22 protein-coding genes are annotated in these 24,669 nt (G+C 64.8%); 19 read left to right on the plus strand and 3 right to left on the minus strand.

From position 1 onward, the window contains the following. Positions 1 to 26: 26 nt before the first annotated feature. The 9 genes from soxY (at position 27) to VF194_RS09525 (ending at position 8,291) form a co-directional block, all read left to right on the plus strand. Positions 27 to 509, plus strand: coding sequence for a thiosulfate oxidation carrier protein SoxY (gene soxY / locus VF194_RS09485; RefSeq protein WP_330890340.1), 483 nt, complete (start codon positions 27 to 29; stop codon positions 507 to 509). 47 nt (positions 510 to 556) lie between these two features. Then, a complete protein-coding gene (soxZ, locus tag VF194_RS09490; RefSeq protein WP_330890342.1) occupies positions 557 to 883 on the plus strand; it encodes a thiosulfate oxidation carrier complex protein SoxZ in 327 nt (108 codons plus the stop codon). A 35-nt stretch (positions 884 to 918) separates the two neighbouring features. Continuing rightward, complete coding sequence (gene soxA, locus VF194_RS09495) at positions 919 to 1,782, plus strand: sulfur oxidation c-type cytochrome SoxA (protein WP_330890344.1); 864 nt, start codon at positions 919 to 921, stop codon at positions 1,780 to 1,782. A 126-nt stretch (positions 1,783 to 1,908) separates the two neighbouring features. Continuing rightward, positions 1,909 to 3,627, plus strand: coding sequence for a thiosulfohydrolase SoxB (gene soxB, locus VF194_RS09500; RefSeq protein WP_330890346.1), 1,719 nt, complete (start codon positions 1,909 to 1,911; stop codon positions 3,625 to 3,627). A 31-nt stretch (positions 3,628 to 3,658) separates the two neighbouring features. After that, positions 3,659 to 4,963: a sulfite dehydrogenase gene (gene soxC, locus VF194_RS09505; protein ID WP_330890348.1), complete on the plus strand. Its 1,305-nt coding sequence runs from the start codon at positions 3,659 to 3,661 to the stop codon at positions 4,961 to 4,963. Beyond that, positions 4,947 to 5,600 carry a cytochrome c gene (locus VF194_RS09510; protein WP_330890350.1) on the plus strand — a complete coding sequence of 218 codons (654 nt, stop codon included), beginning with the start codon at positions 4,947 to 4,949 and terminating at the stop codon, positions 5,598 to 5,600. The genes soxC and VF194_RS09510 overlap by 17 nt, the downstream gene beginning before the upstream one ends. Before the next feature lie 20 nt (positions 5,601 to 5,620). After that, positions 5,621 to 6,106 (plus strand): DsrE family protein, encoded by a 486-nt coding sequence (locus VF194_RS09515; protein WP_330890352.1) that lies wholly within the window; start codon positions 5,621 to 5,623, stop codon positions 6,104 to 6,106. Between the two features lie 22 nt (positions 6,107 to 6,128). Beyond that, positions 6,129 to 6,725, plus strand: coding sequence for a thioredoxin family protein (locus VF194_RS09520; protein ID WP_330890354.1), 597 nt, complete (start codon positions 6,129 to 6,131; stop codon positions 6,723 to 6,725). A gap of 9 nt (positions 6,726 to 6,734) precedes the next feature. Further along, positions 6,735 to 8,291, plus strand: a complete 1,557-nt coding sequence (locus VF194_RS09525; RefSeq protein WP_330890356.1) for a fused MFS/spermidine synthase — start codon at positions 6,735 to 6,737, stop codon at positions 8,289 to 8,291. A gap of 4 nt (positions 8,292 to 8,295) precedes the next feature. Here the strand turns inward: VF194_RS09525 and VF194_RS09530 are convergent, their stop codons facing one another. Both VF194_RS09530 and hrpB read right to left on the minus strand, forming a co-directional pair. Then, entirely contained in the window at positions 8,296 to 9,288 is a 993-nt protein-coding gene (locus VF194_RS09530) for a response regulator (RefSeq protein ID WP_330890358.1), read from the minus strand. 147 nt (positions 9,289 to 9,435) lie between these two features. Beyond that, complete coding sequence (gene hrpB, locus VF194_RS09535; RefSeq protein WP_330890359.1) at positions 9,436 to 11,973, minus strand: ATP-dependent helicase HrpB; 2,538 nt, start codon at positions 11,971 to 11,973, stop codon at positions 9,436 to 9,438. A gap of 102 nt (positions 11,974 to 12,075) precedes the next feature. Here hrpB and VF194_RS09540 point away from each other — a divergent pair, with 102 nt between their 5' ends. The 6 genes from VF194_RS09540 to VF194_RS09565 all read left to right on the plus strand — a co-directional run bounded on the left by VF194_RS09540 (position 12,076) and on the right by VF194_RS09565 (position 17,705). Then, positions 12,076 to 12,963 carry a DMT family transporter gene (locus VF194_RS09540; RefSeq protein WP_330890361.1) on the plus strand — a complete coding sequence of 296 codons (888 nt, stop codon included), beginning with the start codon at positions 12,076 to 12,078 and terminating at the stop codon, positions 12,961 to 12,963. A 137-nt stretch (positions 12,964 to 13,100) separates the two neighbouring features. After that, a complete protein-coding gene (locus VF194_RS09545) occupies positions 13,101 to 13,856 on the plus strand; it encodes an ABC transporter ATP-binding protein (protein WP_330890363.1) in 756 nt (251 codons plus the stop codon). After that, entirely contained in the window at positions 13,849 to 14,562 is a 714-nt protein-coding gene (locus VF194_RS09550) for an ABC transporter ATP-binding protein (RefSeq protein WP_330890365.1), read from the plus strand. The genes VF194_RS09545 and VF194_RS09550 overlap by 8 nt, the downstream gene beginning before the upstream one ends. A gap of 33 nt (positions 14,563 to 14,595) precedes the next feature. Further along, positions 14,596 to 15,807 (plus strand): ABC transporter substrate-binding protein, encoded by a 1,212-nt coding sequence (locus VF194_RS09555; RefSeq protein WP_330890367.1) that lies wholly within the window; start codon positions 14,596 to 14,598, stop codon positions 15,805 to 15,807. Between the two features lie 64 nt (positions 15,808 to 15,871). Beyond that, positions 15,872 to 16,753, plus strand: coding sequence for a branched-chain amino acid ABC transporter permease (locus VF194_RS09560; protein WP_330890369.1), 882 nt, complete (start codon positions 15,872 to 15,874; stop codon positions 16,751 to 16,753). A 10-nt stretch (positions 16,754 to 16,763) separates the two neighbouring features. Then, on the plus strand, positions 16,764 to 17,705 hold the full coding sequence (locus VF194_RS09565) for a branched-chain amino acid ABC transporter permease (protein ID WP_414656089.1): 942 nt from the start codon (positions 16,764 to 16,766) through the stop codon (positions 17,703 to 17,705). A gap of 39 nt (positions 17,706 to 17,744) precedes the next feature. Here VF194_RS09565 and rfbB read toward each other — a convergent pair whose 3' ends face one another. Continuing rightward, positions 17,745 to 18,791 (minus strand): dTDP-glucose 4,6-dehydratase, encoded by a 1,047-nt coding sequence (gene rfbB, locus VF194_RS09570; RefSeq protein ID WP_330890371.1) that lies wholly within the window; start codon positions 18,789 to 18,791, stop codon positions 17,745 to 17,747. A 135-nt stretch (positions 18,792 to 18,926) separates the two neighbouring features. Between rfbB and uvrB the strand changes: the two genes are divergently transcribed. The 4 genes from uvrB to uvrC all read left to right on the plus strand — a co-directional run bounded on the left by uvrB (position 18,927) and on the right by uvrC (position 24,649). Continuing rightward, a complete protein-coding gene (gene uvrB / locus VF194_RS09575) occupies positions 18,927 to 21,167 on the plus strand; it encodes an excinuclease ABC subunit UvrB (RefSeq protein ID WP_330890372.1) in 2,241 nt (746 codons plus the stop codon). After that, on the plus strand, positions 21,167 to 21,985 hold the full coding sequence (locus VF194_RS09580; protein WP_330890375.1) for an SDR family oxidoreductase: 819 nt from the start codon (positions 21,167 to 21,169) through the stop codon (positions 21,983 to 21,985). The genes uvrB and VF194_RS09580 overlap by 1 nt, the downstream gene beginning before the upstream one ends. Before the next feature lies 1 nt (position 21,986). Then, entirely contained in the window at positions 21,987 to 22,427 is a 441-nt protein-coding gene (folB, locus tag VF194_RS09585; RefSeq protein ID WP_330890377.1) for a dihydroneopterin aldolase, read from the plus strand. Between the two features lie 329 nt (positions 22,428 to 22,756). Beyond that, on the plus strand, positions 22,757 to 24,649 hold the full coding sequence (uvrC, locus tag VF194_RS09590) for an excinuclease ABC subunit UvrC (protein WP_330890378.1): 1,893 nt from the start codon (positions 22,757 to 22,759) through the stop codon (positions 24,647 to 24,649). Positions 24,650 to 24,669: the final 20 nt, after the last annotated feature.

Below are 24,669 nucleotides of genomic sequence, written 5' to 3' on the forward strand. Positions count from 1 at the left end.
CCACGTTCTTGATCAGGAGATTAGTAATGACTACCCGCAGCCCCCTGCCCATCCCGACGCGGACCGGCCTGAGCCGCCGCCAGGCCGTCGCCGCTCTTGGCCTGGGCGGCATCGCCGTCACGCTCGTGCCGCTGAGCGCCGAGGCGACGCCGGAAAGCGCCAAGAAGCTGCTGAGCGATCTGGTGAAAGCCGAGCCGAAGGCCGGCAAGGTGCAGATCAAGACACAGGAAATCGCCGAGAACGGCAATACCGTTCCGGTCACCATCTCGGTCGACAGTCCGATGACCGACAAGGACTACGTCAAGGCGATCCATATCGTCTCCGACAAGAACCCCTCGCCGGGCGTCGCCAGTTTCCTGCTGACGCCGGCCAGCGGCAAGGCCGAGGTGCAGTTCCGCATGCGCATGGCCGAGACGCAGAACATCATCGCCGTGGCCGAAATGAGCGACGGCAGCGCCTGGACCGCTGCCCGCGAAGTGAAGGTCACCATCGGCGGCTGCGGCGGCTGATCGGCGCAGGAATATACGGAACGGATTTCAGAGAGAGGAATTGCACCATGGCTGACGTCAAGCCGCGCATCCGGGTTCCCAGCGAAGCCAAGAAGGGCGAAGTGATCGAGGTGAAGACCCTGATCTCGCATCCGATGGAATCGGGCCAGCGCAAGGATTCCAAGGGGCAGTTGATCCCGCGCAAGATCATCAACAAGATGAGCGTCACCTATAACGGCAAGACGGTGTTCGAGGCGAAGCTCGAGCCGGCGATCTCGGCGAATCCATACATCTCCTTCTATATGAAGGCGACGGAGAGCGGTGAGATGGCATTTGCCTGGACCGACGACGACGGCAGCGTCTATAAGGCGACTCAGCAGATCAAGGTCGCCTGAGCGGATGTCCGGCCAGCAATAGAGACGGGGGAAACATGACCAGGACCAGCAAGTTCCTTATCACGGCGGCATCTCTGGCGATGGCGGCCGGCCTGGCGGCCTGCAACAACGATCCGCCGAAGAGCGCCTCGGCCGCCGACAGCAACGATGTGATCGCCCAGTACAAGGCCAATCCGAAATACGCCGACTTCATCAACGGCGACAAGATTTCGGGCTACGTCTTCGCTTCGCCGGAAACGCAGGCGATGCAGGACGACGAGTTCGAAAATCCGGGCATGCTGGCCGTGCAGGATGGCGAAGCGGAATGGAACAAGGTGGAAGGCGCCGCCGGCAAGTCCTGCGCCTCCTGCCATGGCGATGCCGCCAAGAGCATGAAGGGCGTCGCCGTCACCTATCCGAAATACGAGCCCAAGATGGGCAAGCTGGCGGCGCTCGAACACCGCATCAATCTGTGCCGCACCGAATACATGAAGGCGCCGGCGCTGAAATGGGATTCCAAGCCCCTGCTCGGCCTCGACGCCTATGTCGAGTATCAATCGCGCGGCATGCCGATCAATGTGAAGATCGACGGCCCGGCGGCGCCCTTCTTCGAGAAGGGCAAGGAATTCTACTATACCCGCCGCGGCCAGATGGACATCGCCTGCGCGCAATGCCACGAGCAGAATGCCGGCAAGAACCTGGGCGTCGAAAACGTCAGCCAGGGCCAGTCGAACGGCTATCCGACCTACCGCCTGAAATGGCAGTCCTTCGGCTCGCTGCATCGCCGCTTCCAGGGCTGCAATCAGGAAGTCCGGGCCCAGCCCTACCCGCGCGGCTCCGACGAGTATACCAATCTCGAACTCTATGTGGCCTGGCGCGGCAACGGCCTGAAATCCGAAGCCCCCAGCGTGCGCCGCTAAGCCCGATCGCCCCCTTTACGGGGGCGATTCTTTGTCTATTTTGTACAGAAATTTTCTGGTGAAAAAGTTGACCGTCATGTCTGCTGTAGCCGTTCCCAGCGTCGCAAGGACAAGGAAAAGCCCCTTATGTTGAGCCGCCGCGATATCCTGCAAGCGAGCGCCGCCGCCGCCGTTCTGCTCGGCGGCAGCGGTTTCACGTCGCGCCTGGGCGCGGCGGCGGCGGCCCAGAAGATCACGCAGGCCGACCTGCTGCGTTTCGAGCCGCTGGGGCAGGTCACGCTGCTGCATTTCACCGATATCCATGCGCAGCTCGTGCCGCTCTATTTCCGCGAGCCGAGCGTCAATATCGGCGTTGGCGAGGCGCTTGGCCTGCCGCCGCATCTGGTCGGCGAGCATTTGCTGGAGCATTTCGGCATCAAGGCCGGCACGCCGGAAGCCTATGCGCTCGCCTATAACGACTTCACCCAGATGGCGAAGGATTACGGGCGGATGGGCGGCGTGGCGCACCTCGCCACGCTGATCAAGGCGATCCGCGCCGAACGGCCGAACAACACGCTGCTGCTCGATGGCGGCGATACCTGGCAGGGCAGCTACACCTCGCTCGCCACGAAGGGCGCCGACATGGTCAAGGTCATGGAGGCGCTCGGTGTCGACGCCATGACCGCGCATTGGGAATTCACCTACGGCCAGGATCGCGTCAAGGAGCTGGCCGGCGGGATGAAGATTCCCTTCCTGTGCGGCAACGTAAAAGACACCGCCTTCGGCGATCCGGTCTTCGAAGCGACCAAGATGTTCGAACGCGGCGGCGTGAAGATCGCGGTGATCGGCCAGGCCTTCCCCTACACGCCGATCGCCAATCCGCGTTACATGATCCCCGACTGGTCCTTCGGCATCGACGAAGAGAAGATGCAGGAGCATGTCGACGAGGCCAAGGCCAAGGGCGCCGACCTGATCGTCGTGCTGAGCCATAACGGCTTCGATGTCGACCGCAAGCTGGCGGCGCGGGTCAAGGGCATCGACGTGCTGCTGACCGGCCATACGCATGACGCCATCCCGGCCGTGATCAGGATCGGCAGCACCTTGCTGGTCGCGCCAGGCAGCCATGGCAAGTTCCTCGCCCGTCTCGATCTCGACGTGAAGAACAAGCGCGTCGCCGATCACCGCTTCCGGCTGATCCCGGTCTTTTCCGATGCCATCGCGCCGGATCCGGAGATCGCCAGGCTGATCGAGGAAGCCCGCGCGCCGCACAAGGCGGTGCTGGACAAGGTCTATGGCCGCACGGATTCGCTGCTCTATCGCCGCGGCAATTTCAACGGCACCTTCGACGATCTGATCTGCCAGGCGATCATGGCCGAACGCGATGTCGAGATCGCGCTGTCGCCCGGCTTCCGCTGGGGCGCCACGCTGCTGCCCGGACAGGAGATCACCGGCGACATGCTCTATTCGCAGACGGCGATCACCTATCCCAACGTCTACCGCAACGAGATGACCGGCGCATACCTGAAGACCGTGCTGGAGGACGTGGCCGACAACCTGTTCAACCCCGATCCCTATTACCAGCAGGGCGGCGACATGGTCCGCGTCGGCGGCCTTGCCTATACGATCGACGTCTCCAAGCCGATCGGCCAGCGGATTTCCAACATGACCCTGCTGCGCGACGGCAAGCCGGTCGATCCGGATAAAAACTACACGGTCGCCGGCTGGGCCTCGGTCAACGAAGGAACGCAGGGCCCGCCGGTCTACGATCTGGTCGGCAAATACATCGCCGGACAGAAGAGCATTTCGATCGGGGAAAACCGCAGCGTGAAGGTGCTGGGCGCCGATCCGCGCGGAATCGGCAGCTGATTGCCGCGCAAAAAAGGGCGGGAGGATCGCAATGAAGAAGACCGTTGGGCAGACTGGCAATGATGGCGCGCTGCTGGCGCCGTCACGGCGCAGCTTCCTGAAGAAATCCGCTGCCGCCGGCGGCCTGACCCTGCTGGCCGGGGCCGGCGTCGGCGAGGCCATGGCCGCGGGCCCCGACAATCTGCCGCCCAATGTGCCGGAATGGATGAAGACGCTGGGCTCGAACGTGGCCGCCCATCCCTATGGCATGCCCTCGCCTTATGAGAAGGACGTCATCCGCCGCAACGTGCCATGGCTGACGGCAACCGAAGAATCGTCGATCAATTTCACCCCGATCCACGAGCTGGACGGCATCATCACGCCGAACGGACTCTGCTTCGAACGCCATCACGGCGGCGCGCCGGAGATCGACCCCGAACAGCATCGCCTGATGATCCACGGTCTGGTGGACCGGCCGCTGATCTTCACGATGGACGACCTGATGCGCTTTCCCTCGGTCAGCCGCATCCACTTCCTGGAATGCCCGGCCAATGGCGGCATGGAGTGGCGCGGCGCGCAGATGGATGGCGTGCAGTTCACCCATGGCATGGTGCATTGCTGCGAATGGACCGGCGTGAAGCTCTCGACCCTGCTGGCCGAGGTGGGCGTGCAGAAAGCGGCGAAATGGATGCTCGCGGAGGGCGCCGATGCCGCGGCGATGACCCGCAGCATCCCGCTCGAGAAAGCGATGGACGACGTGATCGTCTGCTATTCGCAGAATGGCGAACGCATCCGGGTGGAGAACGGCTATCCGCTGCGTCTTCTGGTGCCGGGCTGGGAAGGCAACGTCAATGTCAAATGGCTGCGCCGCATCAAACTCGGCGATCAGCCCTGGCATCATCGCGAGGAAACCTCGAAATACACCGACTTGATGCCGGACGGCATCGCGCGGCAATTCACCTTCGTGCAGGAGGCGAATTCCGTCATCACCTCGCCCTGCCCGGAAAAGCCGATGAAGTTCGGCAAGGGGTTTTACGAGCTGCGCGGGATCGCCTGGTCGGGCCGCGGCAAGATCAAGAAAGTCGACATCTCGATCGACGGCGGCATGAACTGGCATTCCGCCGACCTGCAATCGCCGGTCTTTTCCAAATCGCTCACCCGTTTCCGCTTCCCGCTGCAATGGGACGGCCGGCCGCTGCTGCTGCAAAGCCGCGCCATGGACGAAACCGGCTACGTGCAGCCGACCATCGAAGCCTTGCGCGCCGTGCGCGGCCGCAATTCGATCTACCACAAGAATTCCATCCATACCTGGCGGGTGCTGCCCAGCGGCGAGGTCGAAAATGTCCAGATCGCTTAATCTCGTCGCCCTGCTGATAGTGGCCGCTCTGGCGCTGCCGGCATTGGCGCAGGAAAAGGCGCACAAGCCCTTCGGGTTCGGCAAGCCCGCCACCAAGGAAGAGATCGCCGGCTGGGATATCGATGTGCGCGGTCCCGACGGCGCCGGCCTGCCGCCCGGCAAGGGAACCGTGGCGGAAGGCGAGAAGCTGTTCATGGATAATTGCGCGGCCTGCCATGGCGAATTCGCCGAGGGCGCCGGCCGCTATCCGGAGTTGATTGGCGGCCGCGGCACGCTGAAATCGGACGATCCGCGCAAAACCATCGACAGCTACTGGCCTTATGCGCCGACGGTGTTCGACTATATCCGCCGCGCCATGCCCTTCGGCGCGCCGCAGAGCTTGACCAACGATGAGGTCTACTCCATCGTCGCATGGTTGCTCAATCAGGGCGATCTGTGGCCGGCCGACAAGCCGCTCGACGCCGAAGGCCTGCGGAAGGTGAAGATGCCCAACCGCGATGGCTTCCTCGCCGGCGATCCCCGGCCCGACGTGAAACCAGACACATGCATGACGAATTGCCGCACGACTCCGCCAAAGATCACCAGCGACCTGGCCGCCAGGCTCGGCGTCACGCCGACCGACCGGAAGGGCGACTGACCGCCCCCTCGCGCCGCAATGTGCTGGCCGGCGCCGGCGCGATCGTCGGCGCCGGCAGCGTGGCCGGCGCTGCCGGCCCGGTGCAGGCGCAGGTCCAGGCGCAGAGCGGCACCGGCGAGCGGCGCGGCAAGTTCGCCGATCCGCAGCCGAGCATCGACAATCCGCGCAGGATCGTGATCAGCCTTGCGGAGGACGATCCGAAGCGGATCAACGCCGTGCTGAGCAATATCGTCAATATCCAGAAATACTACGATGCCGCCCTGGTGCGGCTGGCGGTGATCGCTTACGGACCCGGCGTTGCCGCGGTGCTGAAGGACCAAAGCCCGGTGGCGCAGCGGATCGAAAGCCTGCAGGCATTGGACGTCGAATTCATCGCCTGTGGCGCGACGCTGGAAACCTTGCACAAGACAAAGGCCGATCTGCTGCCGGATGTCGGCGAGGTGCCGAACGGCCTGCCGGAAATCGTCGAACGCAGCCTGACCGGATGGGTCCATCTGCGGCCATAGGCGATCATAGGGGAAGACCGCAATGCCGATACTGACACGCCGCTCCCTGCTGGCTTTGCCCGCTGCCCTCGGCCTGGCGCCCGTCGCTGCGCAAGCGGCCAGGCTGACCGACGACGGGCTGCATACCGAGGAGTGGTTTCTCGAAAGCTTCCTCGACCTGAAGCAGGATATCGAGGACGCGGCCGCGAAAAGCAAACGCCTGGCGCTCACCTTCGAGCAGCGCGGCTGCCCGGCCTGCGCCGAAATGCACGAGAAGCAGTTGGCCGATCCGGCGATCAGCGGGTATATCCGCCAGCATTTCGAGATCATACAGATCAACATGTTCGGCGCGCGCGAGGTCACCGATCTGGACGGCAAGGTGCTGCCGGAGAAACAGATGGCCCGCCGCTGGGCGATCACCGCGACGCCGACCATTCTCTTCCTGCCCGAGAAGCCGGCTGTGGGATCGGCCCGGGATCTCGCCTCGACGCGCATGCAGGGCCTGTTGCCGCCGCCGGCCTTCCTGGCCATGTTCCGCTTCGTCGCCGAGCGGGCCTACGAGAAGATGGAATTCCCCGCCTATCTGGCGCAGCAGCAGCCCGGCGCAAGCAGCGCGGCGTTCAGCACGCCCGCCAACTGAGCGACATCCGTGAGTTTCCTACGGCAAAGCGGCTACGGCCTCACGCTCTTTCTTACCTCCGCCGGCGCGCTGATCGTCGAGATCGTCGCCGGCCGCATGCTGGCGCCCTATGTCGGCATGTCGCTCTATACCTGGACATCGGTGATTGCCGTCGTGCTGGCAGGCCTTTCGGTCGGGCACTGGATCGGCGGTCGCCTGGCGGCGCCGCATGTTGCGGTGGCGATTGCCCTGCGCGGCATTGCCGTGGCGCTTGGTCTGGCGGCGCTCACCGCTGCCGGCGCGGCGCCGCTGCTGCGCTGGCTGGCGGCCCTGCTTGGCGAAAGCGGCACGCCGCCGCTGCTGCTGATCACCCTGCTGGCCGGCGGCGTTTTCCTGCTGCCCAGCCTCTTCGTCGGCATCGTCTCGCCGGTGCTGACCAAGCTGGCGATCGACGATGCGCCGCAGATGCAGGGGCCGATCATTGGCCGCATGTTCGCGCTCGGAGCGGCCGGCAGCATCCTGGGCACGCTGGCGGCCGGCTATCTGTTCATCTCCTGGATCGGCTCGATCGGCACCCTGCTGGCGGTCGCGGCGCTCTATCTGGCCTTCGCCGCCGCCTATTGGCTGCGCGGGCGCAAAAGCTTCGTCGCGGCGCCGATTGCGGCGCTTATCGTACTGGCCGGCTTCGGCGTTGCGCGCCTGCCTAGCTTTGCCACGCCCTGCGACATCGAAAGCAATTACTACTGCATCCGCATCGTCGATTTCTCGCCGCAGAGCGGCCGTGCCTCGGCCGCGATGGTGCTGGATCACCTCGCCCACAGCATCAACGACCGCGACGATCCGACCCTGCTCTACAGCCCGTATCTGCATTTCGTCGCCGAGCGCACCCGGCGCCTCCTGCAAGGCCGGCCGCCGCATGCCTATTTCATCGGCGGCGGCGCCTTCACCCTGCCGCGCGCCTGGGCGGCCGAGTATCCGGACGCGGAGCTCACCGTTGCCGAAATCGATCCGGCGGTGACCCGTGCCGCCGCCAAGTTCATGTGGCTGGACGAGCAGGCGCCGGCCTTGCGCATCATTCATGCCGATGCGCGCAGCACGCTCGCCCGCCTGCCGCCAAACGAACGGTTCGACCTGATCCTGGGCGACGCCTTTCACGATTTCTCCATTCCGCCGCATCTGGTGACGCGGGAATTCCATCAACTGGTGGAACGCCGTCTGGCGCCCGGCGGCGCCTATGCGATCAATGTCATCGACCAAAGCGAGCAGCCGCGCTTCACCTTCGCGCTGGTAAAGACGATGCAGCGCGATTTCCCGGTGGTGGAAGTCTGGCTCGACGACGAAAGCCGGCGCCGCGGCGGCCGGGTCACCTTCGTCGTCCTGGGCCTGCGCGAGCCGAGCGCCAGCCCCATCCTGCGCGCCTCGCTTCCCGATCCGCATCTGGGACAGCGGACCTGGCTGCGCTGGCCGCCCCAGGATCTGGCGGCGCGGATTGCCGCAGCCGATGTGCCGATCCTGACCGACGATTTCGCGCCGGTCGACCGCCTGATGGCCGGCTTCCTGCTGCGCCCCGACGAGGCGCTGCACTGATCGCTCAATCGAGCGGCAGTTCGCCGGCCGCCTGCGCCGCCTTGCGGGCGCGGAACCGGTCGATCGCCTGCGTAACCTCGCGCGCCAGCGCCGAGGCATCGCGGTCGGGGTGAAAGAAGGCCAGCACCGCATCGCCCAGCGTTTTCATCAGATCGAAAGTCTTCTGCCAGTCCGGCATGAACTCGAAGGCCTCGCCGCGTTCGAGCATTTGCCGCGCCGGCAGCAGCATGCGTTCGCACAGCTCGGCGACATGGGCGAAATCCGTATGTGCAACGCGTCGCTGGATATCCTCGATCGAAACGATCAGGTCCCGCAGCATGACAAGCGTGCCGTGGTCGGGCTGCAATTCCGCCTTGTAGAGCGGCAGGATCTGCTCGGCGACGAAGGCGATGCGGAAGGCATCCGCACGTAGGCGCTGCTCGTTCACCTGCCGGTTCGCCGCGTGGATCTCTTGCTGCATTGCCTTGGCATCCAGCGCCGCGCCGGACAGCTTGAGACGCATCGTATTGGGCACCTCGATCAGCGGCACCGTGCTCTCGCGGCGGTCGGCGGCCTTGCGGCGGTCCGGCCCGATATAATCCGAGGTCACCACGAAGGGCTTGCGCTGCCATGCCAGCGTCTCGATGCGCTCGAGCAGCGCGCGGGTCGACAGCGGCTTCAGCAGCAGATCGTCGGCGCCGGCATCGATCGCCCGCCGCACCATGGCTGCCGCGCCTTCCCAGGCTGTGAGAATGACCGGCAGATAGGGATTGACGCCGAGCTTGCCATGCCGAAGGTCGCGCACCAGGGCAATCGCATCGCCGCCGCGCATGGCCACGTCCATGAAAACCAGGTCCGGCTGGCTTACGGCCAGAAGATCGGCAAAGCCTTCCAGAGTGTCGAAATCGCGCAGATGCGAATATCCCGCGGCGATCAATGCCTGACGATAAAGGATGCGCGTGCTTTGGCCCGGATCGCCGAACAGGAGTCGCACATCGCCGCGGTGCTCGGAATGCATTCCGCGATCCTAGAGAGGCAATATCGCCGCAACAAGGCATCCGGTGGACCATCGGGAACCACAAGATGATTTTAGTTATTAAGAACGCCCTCGCTGCAACTGCGGCGCTACGTTCGCAAAAGCGCCACCGCCCCGCTCAGCGGCGATCTAGCTGCGTGGCCGCGGCTTGGCGCGATTGGTCGGCGTCGCGGCCAGCGGGTCCTCCGGCCAGTCATGCTTCGGATACTGCCCGCGCATCTCGGCCCGCACCGCGCGATAGCTCGATTGCCAGAAACCGGCCAGGTCGCTGGTGACCTGCAAGGGCCGCCGCGCCGGCGACAGCAGATGCAGCACCAGCTTGACCCTGCCGCCGGCGAGCGCCGGCGTTTCCGCGCAACCGAACATCTCCTGCAGGCGGACGGCCAGCACCGGCGCCTCCCCCATCGTGTAGTCGATCGGGATGTGCGATCCGGACGGCACGCGCCAATGGGTCGGCGCCTCGCGATCGAGCAGTTTCTGCTGGGCATAATCGAGCTGCTGCGTCAGCGCGGCGTGCAGGTCGATATCCGCCAGTTGCGACAGTTTCATGATGCCGCCCAGATACGGCAGCAGCCAGCCTTCGAGACGCTCGCTCAGGGCGGCATCACTCATGTCGGGCCAGTCGGCCGCAGCAGGCAGATGCCGCCGCAGCAGGGCGAGCCGCGCCTGCCATTGCCGCAGGGCCGGCGTCCAGGGCAGCACGGCGTCCAATCCCTTCTTGCGGATTGCCGCCAGCAAGGCTCGCTGAACGGCGTCCTGCGCCGGATCGCTCAGCGGGGCTTCGCGCAGCACCAGGGCGCCGATGCGGCGCTGACGTCGCGCCAGAACGGCCTGCGAGCGTTCATCCCATTCCACCGCGTCGCGGGTTTCGATGATCGCCTCGAACTGCGTTTCGATCTCGGCCTCGCTGATGGGGGCGGCGAGAAAGATGCGGGCGTCGGCCCGGGCGCCATCCACCTCGGCCACGGCAAGGTATGCCTCCCTGCTCAATGCGTCCAAGGGATCGAGCCTGGCGCCGCGGCCATTGCTCAACAGAAAGCTGCCTTCGCTCCCGCCGCGCCGCCTGGCGATGCGGTCGGGATAGGCCAGTGCCACCAGCAGGCCGGCCTCCTCGACCGGCCCCTGATGAGAGGGTGCGCCGATCTGGCGCCGCCAATCTGCGGCCAGCCGCCGGATCTGGCGAACGGCATTCATGTCGACACGCATGCCATGCGGGGCGGTATCGCGCTCGCCCTCGCCGACGACGATTTCCAGACGCCAGCGCAGATCGGCATCGCGGATGTTGCCGCCTTTGGCGATGTCGCGCTCGCCCAGCAGGGCCGCCAGGGCGCAGGCCAGGCCGCCCAGTCCAAGCGCGTGTCCCCGGATCACCATATGCGCCAGCCGCGGATGCAACGGCAACTCGGCCATTGCGCGGCCATGCGCGGTGACGACGCCGTCACCGTCCAGCGCGCCAAGTTCGCGCAGCAGTTCATGCGCATAGGCCATGGCCGCTTCCGGCGGCGGATCAAGCCAGGCGAGGTTGCGCGGATCACGCACGCCCCAGGCGGCGAGATCGAGCGCCATCGGCGTCAGATCGGTGACGGCGATTTCCGGCGCAGTGAATTTCGGCAAGCCGCCATGCGCGGCTTCGGCCCAGAGCCGGTAGCAGACGCCCGGTCCCAGGCGGCCGGCGCGGCCGCGGCGCTGATCGGCCGAAGCCTGGCTGACGCGCAACGTCTCCAGCCTCGCCATGCCGGTACTCGGTGAAAATCGCGGCTGGCGCATGTAGCCGCTGTCGACGACGACGCGCACCCCCTCGATGGTCAGCGAGCTTTCGGCGATCGCCGTCGACAGCACCACCTTGCGCTGTCCCGCCGGGCTCGGCCGCAGCGCGCGATCCTGTTCCTCGCCCGGCAGATCGCCGTAGAGCGAGAGCATCGACACGCCCGGCGGCAGCGGCCTTTCCAGCAGCCTGGCCTCGACGCGGCGGATATCGGCCACCCCGGGCAGAAAGACCAGCACGTCGCCATCCGTCTCGGCCAGCGCCTCGCGCACCGTATCGGCGACGGCCTGATCGATCCGCATCTGCGGCGATGGCGGGCGCCAGCGCGTCGCGACGGGAAAGCTCTGCCCCTCGCCGGTAACGATCGGACAATCTCCCATCAGCCGGGCGAAAGGCGCGGCATCGAGCGTCGCCGACATCGCCACCAGCTTCAGATCGGGCCGCAAAGCCGCCTGCGCCTCCAGGCACAGCGCCAGGCTGAGATCGGTCTCCAGGCCGCGTTCATGGCATTCGTCGAACAGGACCGCAGCAATCCCCTTCAGCTCCGGATCGCGCTGCAGGCGCCGCAGGAACACGCCATCGGTGTTCAGTTCGATGCGCGTTTTCGGCCCGGCCTTGCTGTCCAGCCGGACGCGGTAGCCGACGGTCTCGCCGACCGCCTCGCCCAGCAGGTCGGCCATGCGCCGCGCCGCCATGCGGGCGGCCAGGCGGCGCGGCTCCAGCACGATGATGCGTCCGGCCTGCGCCCAGGCCTCGTCCAGCAGGGCCAGCGGCAGCAGCGTCGTCTTGCCCGAGCCGGGCGGTGCCTGCACCACCAGATTGTTCGCGCAAGCAAGCGCAGCGGCGACATCGGGCAGAATCGCCTGAATCGGCAAGGCATGGGAGAGTTGCAATTTTTGCAATTTTCGCGGTTTCCCGACTCTGAAATGGTACAATTTTCGCGCGTCGACACGGATAAAATGTTCGGATACTCACTGCCTGCTGCCCTGACCGGGGCTCATCCCGTGGCCAGGGCGATGGCGATGATGCTGCTTTCCTCCCTCAGCTTCATCTGCATGCATGCCTTGGTTGCCCGGGCATCGCAAGATTTGCCGGCTTTCGAGGTCGCGTTTTTCCGCAATCTGTTCGGCTTCCTGTGGCTCCTGCCCGCGCTGCTGCGCGGCCGCTTCGCGGCGCTCAAGACGAAGAAGCTGCATCTGCATGCCCTGCGCGGCGCCGTGAACAGCGCCTCGATGCTGATGTTTTTCAGCGCCCTTGCCTTCACGCCGCTGGCTCAGGCGACCGCGCTGGCCTATACCTCCCCGCTCTTCGTGACCATCGGCGCCGCGCTTGTCCTGGGCGAAACCCTGCGCCTGCGCCGCCTAACCGCCCTGCTGTTCGGCTTTGCCGGCATGCTGCTCGTACTCCGTCCGGGCGTGATCGAGATCGGCACGGGCCCGCTGCTGGTGCTGGGCTCGGCCCTGCTCTGGGCGGTGGCGATGATCGACATCAAGATTCTCTCGCGCACCGATTCCAGCCTGACCATCGCCGCCTACATGGTCGTCTTCCTTACGCCGATGACCTTCATCGCGGCGCTGTTCGTCTGGCAATGGCCAACCTTGCCGCAGATCGGGCTGCTGATGCTGATCGGCGCCTTCGGCACCATCGGCCACCTCCTGTTCAACGAGGCGTTCCGCCAGGCCGATGCGACCATTCTGGCGCCGCTGGATTTCACGAAGCTGATCTGGGCCTCGGTGATCGGATTTTTCGCTTTCGGCCAGGTGCCCGATCTTTGGACATGGATCGGCGGCAGCGTGATCTTCGCCAGCGCCACATACATCTCCTATCGCGAGCATCAACTGGCGCGGCAGGCCACGAAGGCCGCCGCAGCCGCCCAAACGCCGAGAAATTAGGCACCTGGGCGAACTGATATATCAGCCAAAGTCTTTGCCCGGCCTAGCTATTTACAAGATGGGCCGAATCCGGTTCCATGCGTTCCGCATACAGCTTAGGCGGTATGCTTTGGGAGGCAGCAAGGGGACGGTCAAAAATGACCGAGGATTATATCCTCACGACCGAGGGACTCACAAAGGAGTTCGCCGGCTTCGTCGCCGTCAAGGACGTCAATCTGAGAGTCCGGCGTCATAGTATTCATGCGTTGATCGGCCCGAACGGCGCCGGCAAGACGACCTGTTTCAACCTCCTCACCAAGTTTCTGAGCCCGAGCCGGGGCCGCATCGCCTATAACGGCCATGACATCACCAGCGCCAAGCCGGCCGATATCGCGCGCAGCGGCATGGTGCGGTCTTTCCAGATCTCGGCGGTATTCCCGCATCTCAGCCTGCTGGAGAACGTCCGCGTCGCCCTGCAGCGGCCGCTGGGAACGTCGTTCCACTTCTGGAAATCGGAAAACTCGCTGAACGCGCTGAACAGCCGCGCGGAAGAGCTTCTGGAAGCGGTCGGCCTGATCGAATACCGCCATCTGACAGCGGTCGAGCTGCCCTATGGCCGTAAGCGCGCCCTGGAAATCGCCACCACGCTGGCGCTCGAGCCGGAGATGATGCTGCTGGACGAGCCGATGGCCGGCATGGGCCACGAGGATATCGAGCGTATCGCCGACCTGATCAAGAAGGTCGCCGCCAACCGCACGGTCCTGATGGTCGAGCACAACCTGAATGTGGTGGCCAAGCTGTCCGATACCATCACCGTGCTCCGCCGCGGCGAGGTGCTGGCGGAAGGCAGCTACGATATCGTGTCGCGCAACCCGGAAGTGATTGAAGCGTATATGGGGACCGGCCATGCCTGAGACCACAGCCTCGACATTGGCGGTAAAGGGCCTGCATGCCTGGTATGGCGAATCGCACATCCTGCATGGCATGGACTTCGACGTCTATAAAGGCGAGGTCGTCACCCTGCTCGGCCGCAATGGCGCCGGCAAGACGACGACGATGAAATCGATCATGGGCATGATCCCGAGCCGGCAGGGATCGGTGGTGTTCGAGGGGGGCGAACTGATCCAGTTGCCGTCGAATCGCATCGCCCGCAAGGGCATCGCCTTCTGCCCGGAGGAACGGGGCATCTTTTCCGGCCTGGATGTGCGTGAAAACCTGACTTTGCCGCCGGTCGTGAAGCCGGGCGGCATGGGGCTGGATGAGATCTATCAGATTTTCCCGAATCTGAAGGAGCGGCTGAAAAGCCAGGGCACCAAGCTGAGCGGCGGCGAGCAGCAGATGCTGGCCATCGGCCGCATCCTGCGCACCGGCGCCAATTTCCTGCTGCTGGACGAGCCGACGGAAGGTCTGGCGCCGGTCATCGTGCAGCAGATCGGCGGCATGATCCGCCTGCTGAAACAGAAGGGTTATACGATCCTGCTGGTCGAGCAGAATTTCCGCTTCGCCAGTACGGTGGCCGACCGCCATTACGTGGTCGAGCACGGCAAGGTCGTCGACATGATCCCGAATGATCAGGTCGGTGCCAATACCGCCAAGCTGGAGACTTATCTCGGAGTCTGACCGAGCGAACGATCGTCAAAAGAGGAGGAAACTATGCGTTTGAAGTATTTGGCATTCTCGGCAGCAGTGATGCTTGCCGCAGGCACCGCCCACGCGCAATACAGCGATGGCGTGATCAAGATCGGCGTCCTCAACGACCAGTCCGGTCTGTATGCAGACGTCTCCGGCCCCGGCGGCACCTGGGCTGCCAAGAAGGCGGTCGAGGATTTCGGCGCCGCCAAGAAGGGCATGAAGGTGGAAGTCATCGCCGGCGACCACCAGAACAAGCCGGATGTCGGCTCGAACATCGCCCGCCAGTGGTATGATACTGACGGTGTCGACGTCATCGTCGACGTTCCGACCTCGTCGGTGGCTCTGGCGATCAACCAGATCACCAAGGAAAAGAACAAGGTCTTCCTCGCTTCCGGCCCGGCAACGGCCGACCTGACCGGCCCGCAATGCTCGCCCAACATGGTGCACTGGACCTACGACACCTGGGCGCTGGCCAACGGCACCGGCAAGGCGATCGTGCAGACCGGCGGTAAGACCTGGTTCTTCCTCACGGCCGACTATGCGTTCGGCCATGCGCTGGAACGCGACACCAGGGCGGTGGTCGAGGCCAATGGCGGCAAGGTGCTCGGCGCCGTCCGCACGCCCTTCCCCGGCAACGACTTCTCGTCCTTCCTCCTGCAGGCGCAGGCTTCGAAGGCGCAGATCATCGGTCTGGCCAATGCCGGCGGCGATACCATCAACTCGATCAAGCAGGCGGCTGAATTCGGCATCGTCGAAGGCGGTCAGAAGCTTGCCGGCATGCTGATGTTCATCACCGACGTGCATTCCCTGGGCCTGAAGACGGCGCAGGGCCTGAACTTCACCACCGCCTGGTACTGGGACATGAACGACGCCAACCGCGCCTTCGCGAAGGAATTCGCCGCGGCGAATGGCGGCAAGATGCCCACCATGGTCCAGGCCGGCATCTATTCGTCGGTGATCCATTACCTGAAGGCCGTGGAAGCGCTAAAGAGCGACTCCGATGGCGCCAAGGTCGTCGCCCAGATGAAGAAGATGCCGACCGAAGACAAGCTGTTCGGCAAGGGCACGATCCGCATCGACGGCCGTCACATGCACGACATGTACCTGGTCGAGGTGAAGAAGCCGTCGGAATCGAAGGGCCCGTGGGATTATCTCACCATCAAGAAGACCATCCCGGCCAACGAGGCCTTCCGTCCGCTCGCCGAGGGCAAGTGCCCGCTGGTCAAGAGCTGATCACGTGTAACGGTGCCGGCCGGGGCGGCCCGGCCGGCACCAATCTTCTTCGGGGGCTTACCGCATGTTCGAGTTGCTTGGCATTCCACCACAGATGCTGTTCGGCCAGATTCTGCTTGGCCTGATCAACGGCGCCTTCTATGCCATGCTCAGCCTCGGGCTGGCGGTAATCTTCGGCCTGCTGAACGTCATCAATTTCGCCCATGGCGCCCTGTACATGATGGGGGCCTTCGCCGCCTGGATGCTGCTCAACTGGGCCGGCATTCCCTACTGGGGCGCCCTGATTCTGGCGCCGATCATCGTCGGCGCAGTCGGCATCGTACTCGAGCGCCTGTTCCTGCGCCGGCTCTATCATCTCGACCATCTCTACGGCCTGCTGCTCACCTTCGGTCTGGCGCTGGTCATCGAAGGCCTGTTCCGCAATCAATTCGGCTCCACCGGCCTGCCCTATCCCAACCCGCTGCCCGGCGGCACGCGGCTGAGCTTCATGTTCCTGCCGAACTACCGCGCCTGGGTCGTCGTCGCCTCGCTGCTGGTCTGCTTCGGCACCTGGTTCCTGATCGAACGCACGAAGCTCGGCTCCTACCTGCGCGCCGCGACCGAGCGGCCGGACCTCGTGCAGGCCTTCGGCATCAACGTGCCGCGCATGATCACGCTGACCTATGGTTTCGGCGTTGGGCTGGCCGCCCTGGCCGGCGTGCTGGCGGCGCCGGCCTACAATGTGAGCCCGCTGATGGGCTCGAACCTGATCATCATCGTCTTTGCCGTCGTGGTGATCGGCGGCATGGGCTCCATCATGGGGGCGATCCTGACGGGGTTCGCCCTTGGCGTCATCGAAGGCCTGACCAAGGTCTTTTATCCGGAAGCATCCAATACCGTGATCTTCGTCATCATGGCGATCGTGTTGATGCTGAAGCCCGCCGGCCTGTTCGGCACGCCGAAGTGAGAGTTGCAGCATGATCAAGAAAAATCGCGACATGGTGATTTTCGCCATCTTCCTCGCTGTGGCTCTGGTGGCGCCCGCGGCGATCTATCCGGTCTTCCTGATGCAGGTGCTGTGCTTTGCGCTGTTCGCCTGCGCCTTCAACCTGCTGGTCGGCTATGTCGGCCTCCTGTCGTTCGGCCATGCCATGTTCTTCGGCGGCGCGGCCTATATCAGCGCCTACACGGTGAAGGTCTGGGGATGGAATCCCGAACTCGGCATCCTGGCCGGCGCGGCCTGCGCCGCTCTGCTGGGCCTGGTAACCGGCACCTTGGCGATCCGCCGCCAGGGCATCTATTTCGCCATGGTGACGCTGGCGCTGGCGCAGATGGTGTATTTCTTCTTCCTGCAGGCGAAATTCACCGGCGGCGAGGATGGCATCCAGGCGGTTCCGCGCCGGGCGGTCTTCGGCCTGATCGACACCACGAACGACCTCTCGCTCTACTATGTCGTGCTGGCCGTCTTCGCCTTCGGCTTCCTGGTCATCTGGCGCACCATCCATTCGCCCTTCGGCCAGGTGCTGAAGGCGATCCGCGAGAATGAGCCGCGCGCCATCTCGCTGGGCTATCGCGTCGATCAGTACAAGCTGCTCGCTTTCGTGCTGTCCGCCGGCCTGGCCGGCCTGGCCGGCGCCACCAAGGCGATGGTCTTCCAGCTCGCCTCGCTGACCGATGCGCATTGGCAGATGTCGGGCGAGGTCGTGCTGATGACGCTGGTCGGCGGCATGGGCACTGTTTTCGGCCCGATCGTCGGCGCCGGCGTGATCGTCACCATGCAGAACTACCTCGCCAGCCTCGGCGAATGGGTGGTGGTGATCCAGGGCGCGATTTTCGTGATCGTGGTGCTCGCCTTCCGCAAAGGCATCGTCGGCGAGCTGCAGGCCTGGTGGCAGCGGCGAAGCAGCAAGAAGGCCTGAGCCGGGCCAGCCGACAGGCCGGATCGACCCGGCCCCGGCCTACCCCAGTCCGATGCGGCTGCGGTCGTAGGTCGCCGTGGCGCGGCGGCACCAGGCGCTGTTGTCGAGATACCACTGCACGGTGGCCTTCAGCCCGGTGGCCAGGTCATAGACCGGCTTCCAGCCGAGTTCGCGCTCGGCCTTCGCCGGATCGATGGCGTAGCGGGCGTCATGGCCGGGCCGGTCGGTCACGAAGGTGATCAGCTCGGCGTATTTGCGGCCGCCCTGCTGCGGCACCAGTTCGTCGAGGATGGCGCAGAGCTTGCGCACCAGGTCGATATTGCGCTGCTCGCCGCGGGCGCCGATCAGATAGGTCTCGCCCGGCCGCCCCGTCTCCACAGCCAGTTGCAGCGCGGCGGCGTGGTCCTCGACCTGGATCCAGTCGCGCACCTGCTCGCCCTTGCCGTAGACCGGCAGCCTCTTGCCCTCGAGGGCGTTCAGGATGGTGAGCGGGATCAGCTTTTCCGGAAACTGGTACGGGCCGTAATTGTTGCCGCAATTGGTCACCAGCACGGGCAGGCCGTAGGTGCGCCCGAACGCCCGCGCCAGATGGTCGGCCGCCGCCTTGCTGGCGGCATAGGGGGAATTCGGCTTGTAGGGGCTGTTCTCGTCGAAAAAGCCGGTGATACCCAGCTCGCCGTAGACCTCGTCGGTCGAGACCTGGAGATGCCGGAACTGGCCTTTGGCGGTGGCATCCAGCCCGCGCCAGTGATCCAGCGCCGCCTCGAGCAGTACGAGACTGCCGTTCACATTGGTCTCGATGAAGGGCGCCGGGCTGTCGATCGAGCGGTCGACATGGCTTTCGGCCGCCAGATGGTACACCGCCTGGGGCTTGGTTTCGGCGTAGATCCGCTTGATCGCCGCCCGGTCGCAGATGTCCACCTGCTCGAAACGGTGCAGCTCGGGATGCGGCAGGCCGGCCAGGTTGTCCGGGTTGCCGGCATAGGTCAGCTTGTCGATGGTGACGACGCGCCGCTTCTGGGCGTTCAGCCGGCGCACCAGCGCCGACCCGATAAAGCCGGCGCCGCCGGTAACGATCACGGTCATGGACGGGTCTCCTTGGCGATGTGTATACCGGAGCCGGCCGCCGGCCGGAAGCTTCGCCAAAAAGGCCTTCCGGAATGGCTTTCCGAACGGCTTTTGGCAGTTGGCGTCGGGCCCGGCCAGCCCCATATTGGCGCCATGAGCCAGACCACCGCCGCCCCCCAGACCATGGAACGCGAGATCGAGGATCCCGATCGGTTCGCCGATGCGAATTTCCCCGATTTCGTGCCGCATCGCCCGCCCCGCCCGGACAAGAGCGAGGGCGGCATCGCCTATGACCTGCAGGCACCCTATGAGCCCAAGGGCGACCAGCCGCAGGCCATTGCCGAGCTGACCGCGGGGGTGAACGGCGCGGAGCGCGACCAGGTGCTGCTCGGCGTCACCGGCTCGGGCAAGACCTTCACCATGGCCCAGGTGATCGCCCGCACCGGCCGGCCGGCGCTGATCCTCGCCCACAACAAGACGCTGGCGGCCCAGCTCTACGGCGAGATGAAGGCCTTTTTCCCCAACAACGCGGTGGAATATTTCGTCTCCTATTACGATTACTACCAGCCGGAAGCCTACGTTCCGCGGAGCGATACGTATATCGAGAAGGATTCCTCGGTTAACGAGCAGATCGACCGCATGCGCCATTCGGCCACCCGCGCGCTGCTGGAGCGCGACGATGTCATCATCGTGGCCTCGGTTTCCTGCATCTACGGTATCGGCTCGGTCGAAACCTACAGCGAGATGACCCTGGCGCTGGAGACCGGCCAGACCATTGCGCGCGACACCCTGCTGCGCCGGCTGGTCGACATGCAATATCGGCGCAACGATACGGATTTCTCGCGCGGCGCCTTCCGGGCGCGCGGCGACGGCATCGAGATTTTCCCGTCCCATATGGAAGACCGTGCCTGGCGGTTGTCGCTGTTTGGCGACGAACTGGAAAGCATCGTCGAGTTCGACCCGCTGACCGGACAGAAGACCGGCGAAATGAAGTCGGTCAAGCTCTACGCCAACAGCCACTATGTGATCCCCAAGCCGACGCTGCAGCAGGCGATGGAGCAGATCAAGATCGACCTGCGCGTCCGTCTGGACCAGCTCACCCGGATGGGCCGGCTGCTGGAAGCGCAGCGGCTGGAGCAGCGCACCAGCTTCGACCTGGAGATGATGGCGGCAACCGGTGTCTGCGCCGGCATCGAGAATTATTCCCGCTATATCACCGGACGCAAACCGGGCGAGCCGCCGCCGACATTGTTCGAATACCTGCCCGACAACGCACTGCTGTTCGTTGACGAAAGCCACCAGACGGTGCCGCAGATCGGCGCCATGTTCCGTGGCGACTTCCGGCGCAAGGCGACCCTGGCGGAATACGGCTTCCGCCTGCCGTCCTGCATCGACAACCGGCCGCTGCGCTTCCGCGAATGGGACCGGCTGCGGCCGCAGACCATCTTCGTTTCGGCCACGCCCGGCAAATGGGAACTGGAGCGGACCGGCGGCGTCTTCGTCGAGCAGGTGATCCGCCCGACCGGACTGATCGATCCGGTCACCGAAATCCGCCCGGTCGAGCATCAGGTCGACGACCTGCTGGCCGAATGCAAGGCGGTGATCCAGAAAGGCTATCGCGTCCTGGTCACCACGCTCACCAAGCGCATGGCCGAGGATCTGACCGAGTACATGACGGAGGTCGGCCTCAAGGTGCGGTACCTGCATTCCGACATCGATACGCTGGAGCGCATCGAGATCATCCGCGATCTGCGGCTCGGCGCCTTCGACATCCTGGTCGGCATCAACCTGCTGCGCGAGGGCCTCGATATTCCGGAATGCGGCCTTGTCGCCATCCTGGATGCCGACAAGGAGGGCTTCCTGCGCTCGGAAACCTCGCTGATCCAGACCATCGGCCGCGCCGCGCGCAACGTTGACGGCCGCGTGATCCTCTATGCCGACCGGATGACCAACAGCCTGCAGCGGGCGCTCGACGAGACCGCGCGCCGCCGCGCCAAGCAACAGGCCTATAACGACGAGCACGGCATCACGCCGCAAAGCGTGAAGAAGCAGATCGGCGACATCCTGCAATCGATCTACGAGCAGGATCACTATACCGTCGATGCCGGCGAGGCCGCCGAAGGCCATCTGGTCGGCCATAACCTGAAAGCGTATATTGCCGACCTCGAAAAACGCATGCGCGAAGCGGCTGGCAACCTGGAATTCGAGGAGGCCGCCCGCCTGCGCGACGAGATCAAGCGCCTGGAGATGAGCGAACTGGAAGTGCCGACCGGCGGCTTCGCCTTGAAGCCGCTCGGGATGGCGGAGGACGCGGCGGCAGCGCCGCGGCCGACCGGCCGCTCCACCGCCGGCCGCGCCGGGTCGCGGCGCGCCTATCGCGGACGGAAGCGCTGATGGCCGTTTCCGCCTCCGCTCCCACGGCTCTGGTGACCGGCGCCGGCATCCGTATCGGCCGGGCCATCGCGCTGTATCTCGGCCGCCGCGGCTATTCCGTCGCCGTGCATTACCATCGCTCTCGCGAAGACGCCGATGCCGTGGTCGGCGAAATCACCGGCATCGGCGGCAAGGCGGCAGCCCTGCAGGCCGACCTTGCCGACCATGCCGCCGTATCGGCGCTGGTGGGACAGGCCGCCGACGCGCTGGGCCCGCTATCCGTCCTGGTGAACAATGCCTCGCTGTTCGAATACGATCATATTCAGACCGCCACCGAGGCGAGCTGGGACAGCCACCTCGACATCAACCTGAAGGCGCCCTTCTTCCTGTCCCAGGCCTTCGCCGCCCAATTGCCGGACGGGGTCGCCGGCAACATCGTCAACATGATCGACATGAGGGTCTGGCGGCTGACGCCCCATTTCGCCTCCTATACGACGGCCAAGACCGGGCTCTGGGCCCTGACCCAGAGCTTGGCGATCGCCCTGGCGCCCCGTATCCGGGTCAACGGCATCGGTCCCGGGCCGGTTCTGCCCAACAAACGGCAGACCCCGGAGCAATTCGCCAGGCAATGGGAAAGCACGCCGCTCAGGCGCGGCGCCCACCCGGACGAGATTGCCGCAGCCGTGGGTTTCCTGCTTGACGCACCGGCCATGACGGGCCAGATGATCGCCCTCGATGGCGGCCAGCATCTGCCCTGGCAAGGCAATGCCGCTCCGCTTTCGTCTGGCCCCCGGGGCCTGAGCCATGCGGAGCCGGGCCAAGCGGATCCGGAGGAATGAGATGACGATCCACGAGCGTGCCCGTGCTGCCTGGGCGGAAATCCCGCTTCCCAGCCTCATTCCGGCGCAGCCGGCGCAGAACCGGCCGGAACGGCGGGTTTTCGTCCGCGATCTGCTGCTGGATGCGCTGATCGGCATCTACCCCCATGAGCGCACGGCACCGCAGAAGGTGCTGATCAATCTCGATCTCTGGGTGGCAGACACCCCCGGCGAGCCGCCGCGCGATTACGCGGATGTCGTTTGCTATGAGAAATTGGTCAAGCAGACCAAGGCCCTGCTGGCTGAAGGCCATGTCGACCTGGTCGAGACCCTCGCCGAGCGGCTGGCCGCTCTGTGCCTGGCGGATCAACGGGTGCTGCGCGCCCGGGTGCGGGTGGAAAAACCCGATGCGATTGCGGAAGCGGCCGGAGTCGGCGTCGAAATCGAGCGGCGGCGGAGTTGATCTTGAAGGTTGCAGTCGCGAGCTTCAAATAAAACTTGACTCTGCGTGGCATTTCGGCTTGAGCGCAATGTTGTGCACAGGCTTTGCCGATTCTCCCGGCCGGGGGAACGCCGCTCAGCGCGATCTGAATTTTCTGTGGATAAAGGTAAATTCGCACGCAGTATCAATATTTTATGGAATGGCTTGAATGCGGCATCTGCGCGTTATCATTGATCTTCGGGGGAAAACTTCGATCAGTGGACCGATTTCCCCACAAAGTTATCCACAACCTTGGGACCTTTTTGTCAACATCACGTAATCATTGGCGTTTTATTGTGTAGGGTGGGTGTATGAGTGAGCCGGACAGCATTCCCCCTTCGCCGCCATCGCCCGCTGCCCCGGGCGAGATCGGCGCGGCGGCGATACTCCGCCACCTGCCGACCCTGCCATTCGGACCTGGCGTCTATCGGATGCTTGATAGCCGCGGCGAGGTTCTCTATGTCGGCAAGGCCCGCTCGCTGCGCAAAAGGGTCGCCTCCTATACCAAGACGAATGGCCTGACCATCCGCATCCTGCGCATGGTGCGGCAGGTTGCGAGCGTCGAGATCACGACGACCCATACCGAAGCCGAGGCGCTGCTTCTCGAGGCCAACCTCATCAAGAAGCTGCAGCCGCCGTTCAACGTGTTGCTGAAGGACGACAAGTCCTTTCCCTACATCCTGGTGGCGCGCGATCACCCCTATCCCAGCATCAACAAGCATCGCGGCGCCCGCGACATACCCGGCGAGTATTTCGGCCCCTTCGCCTCGACCGGCGCGGTGCATGTCACGCTGAATGCGCTCTCGCGCGCGTTTCCGTTGCGAAGCTGCACCGACAGCGAATTCGCCAGCCGCACCCGCCCCTGCCTGCAATATCAGATCAAGCGCTGCTCGGCGCCCTGCGTGAACCGGATCTCGGAAGCCGATTACGCGCGCATCGTGGACGAAGCCTGCCAGTTCCTGCGCGGACGGAATCACAAGATCCTCGATGCCTGGCGGGACCGCATGCAAGCGGCCTCGGAAGCGCTCGACTTCGAAACGGCGGCGGAATTGCGCGATCGCATCCGCGCCCTGGCCCATATCACCCAGAAACAGGATGTCAGCCTCAGCGACATCGAAGATGCCGATGTCATTGCCGTGCATGCCGAGGCCGGCCTGGTCTGCATTCAGATCTTCTTCTTCCGCGCCGGGCAGAATTTCGGCAATCGCGCCTATTTCCCGGCCCATGCGCGCGATGTCGAGATCGACGAGGTGATCGACGCCTTCATCGGCCAGTTCTATGCCCAGCGCGATCCGCCGCGCCTGATCCTGCTCAGCCACCCCGTCGGCAATGCCCAACTGATCGAGGAGGCCCTGAGCAAGCATGCCGGCCGCAAGGTGGAACTGCATTGCCCGCAGCGCGGCACCAAGCGCGACCTGGTCGAGCACGCCGTCACCAATGCGCGCGACGCCCTGCGGCGCCGGCTGGCGGAAACCTCGTCGCAGCAGCAATTGCTTGCCGGCGTCGCCGAACTCTTCGGCCTCGAAGCGCCGCCGAACCGGATCGAGGTCTACGACAACAGCCATATCATGGGCCGGCATGCCGTCGGCGCCATGATCGTCGCCGGCCCCGAGGGCCTGCGCAAAAATGCCTATCGCAAGTTCAACATCCGCGGCGAGGAGATCGAACCGGGCGACGATTATGCGATGATGAAGCAGGTGCTGTCGCGCCGCTTCCAGCGGCTGCTGAAGGAGGATGCGGAAGGCCACGATGCCGACTGGCCGGACCTTTTGCTGATCGACGGCGGCAGGGGCCAGCTCAACGCCACGCTGCAGGTGATGCAGGAATTGGGCATCGACGACGTTCCCGTCGTCGGCATCGCCAAGGGCCCGGACCGCAATGCCGGGCGCGAGCAATTCTTCCTGCCTGGGCGGGAGCCGTTCATGCTGGAACCCCGGCACCCGGTTCTGTTTTTCCTCCAGCGGCTCCGCGACGAGGCGCACCGCTTCGCCATCGGAACGCACCGCGCCAAGCGGTCGAAAGACCAGATCCGCTCGCCGCTGGATGAAATTCCCGGCATCGGCGCAGTCCGGAAGAAGGCGCTTTTGCTGCATTTCGGTTCGGCCAAGGCGGTATCCCGCGCCGGCCTGGCGGACCTGGAAGCGGTGCCCGGTGTCAGCAAGGCGGTGGCGAAGCGCATCTACGACTATTTCCATGGCGGTTGACCAGGATGCGGCCCTAGTCC

The sequence above is a fragment of the Ferrovibrio sp. genome (assembly GCF_036381655.1).
Classification (GTDB): domain Bacteria; phylum Pseudomonadota; class Alphaproteobacteria; order Ferrovibrionales; family Ferrovibrionaceae; genus Ferrovibrio.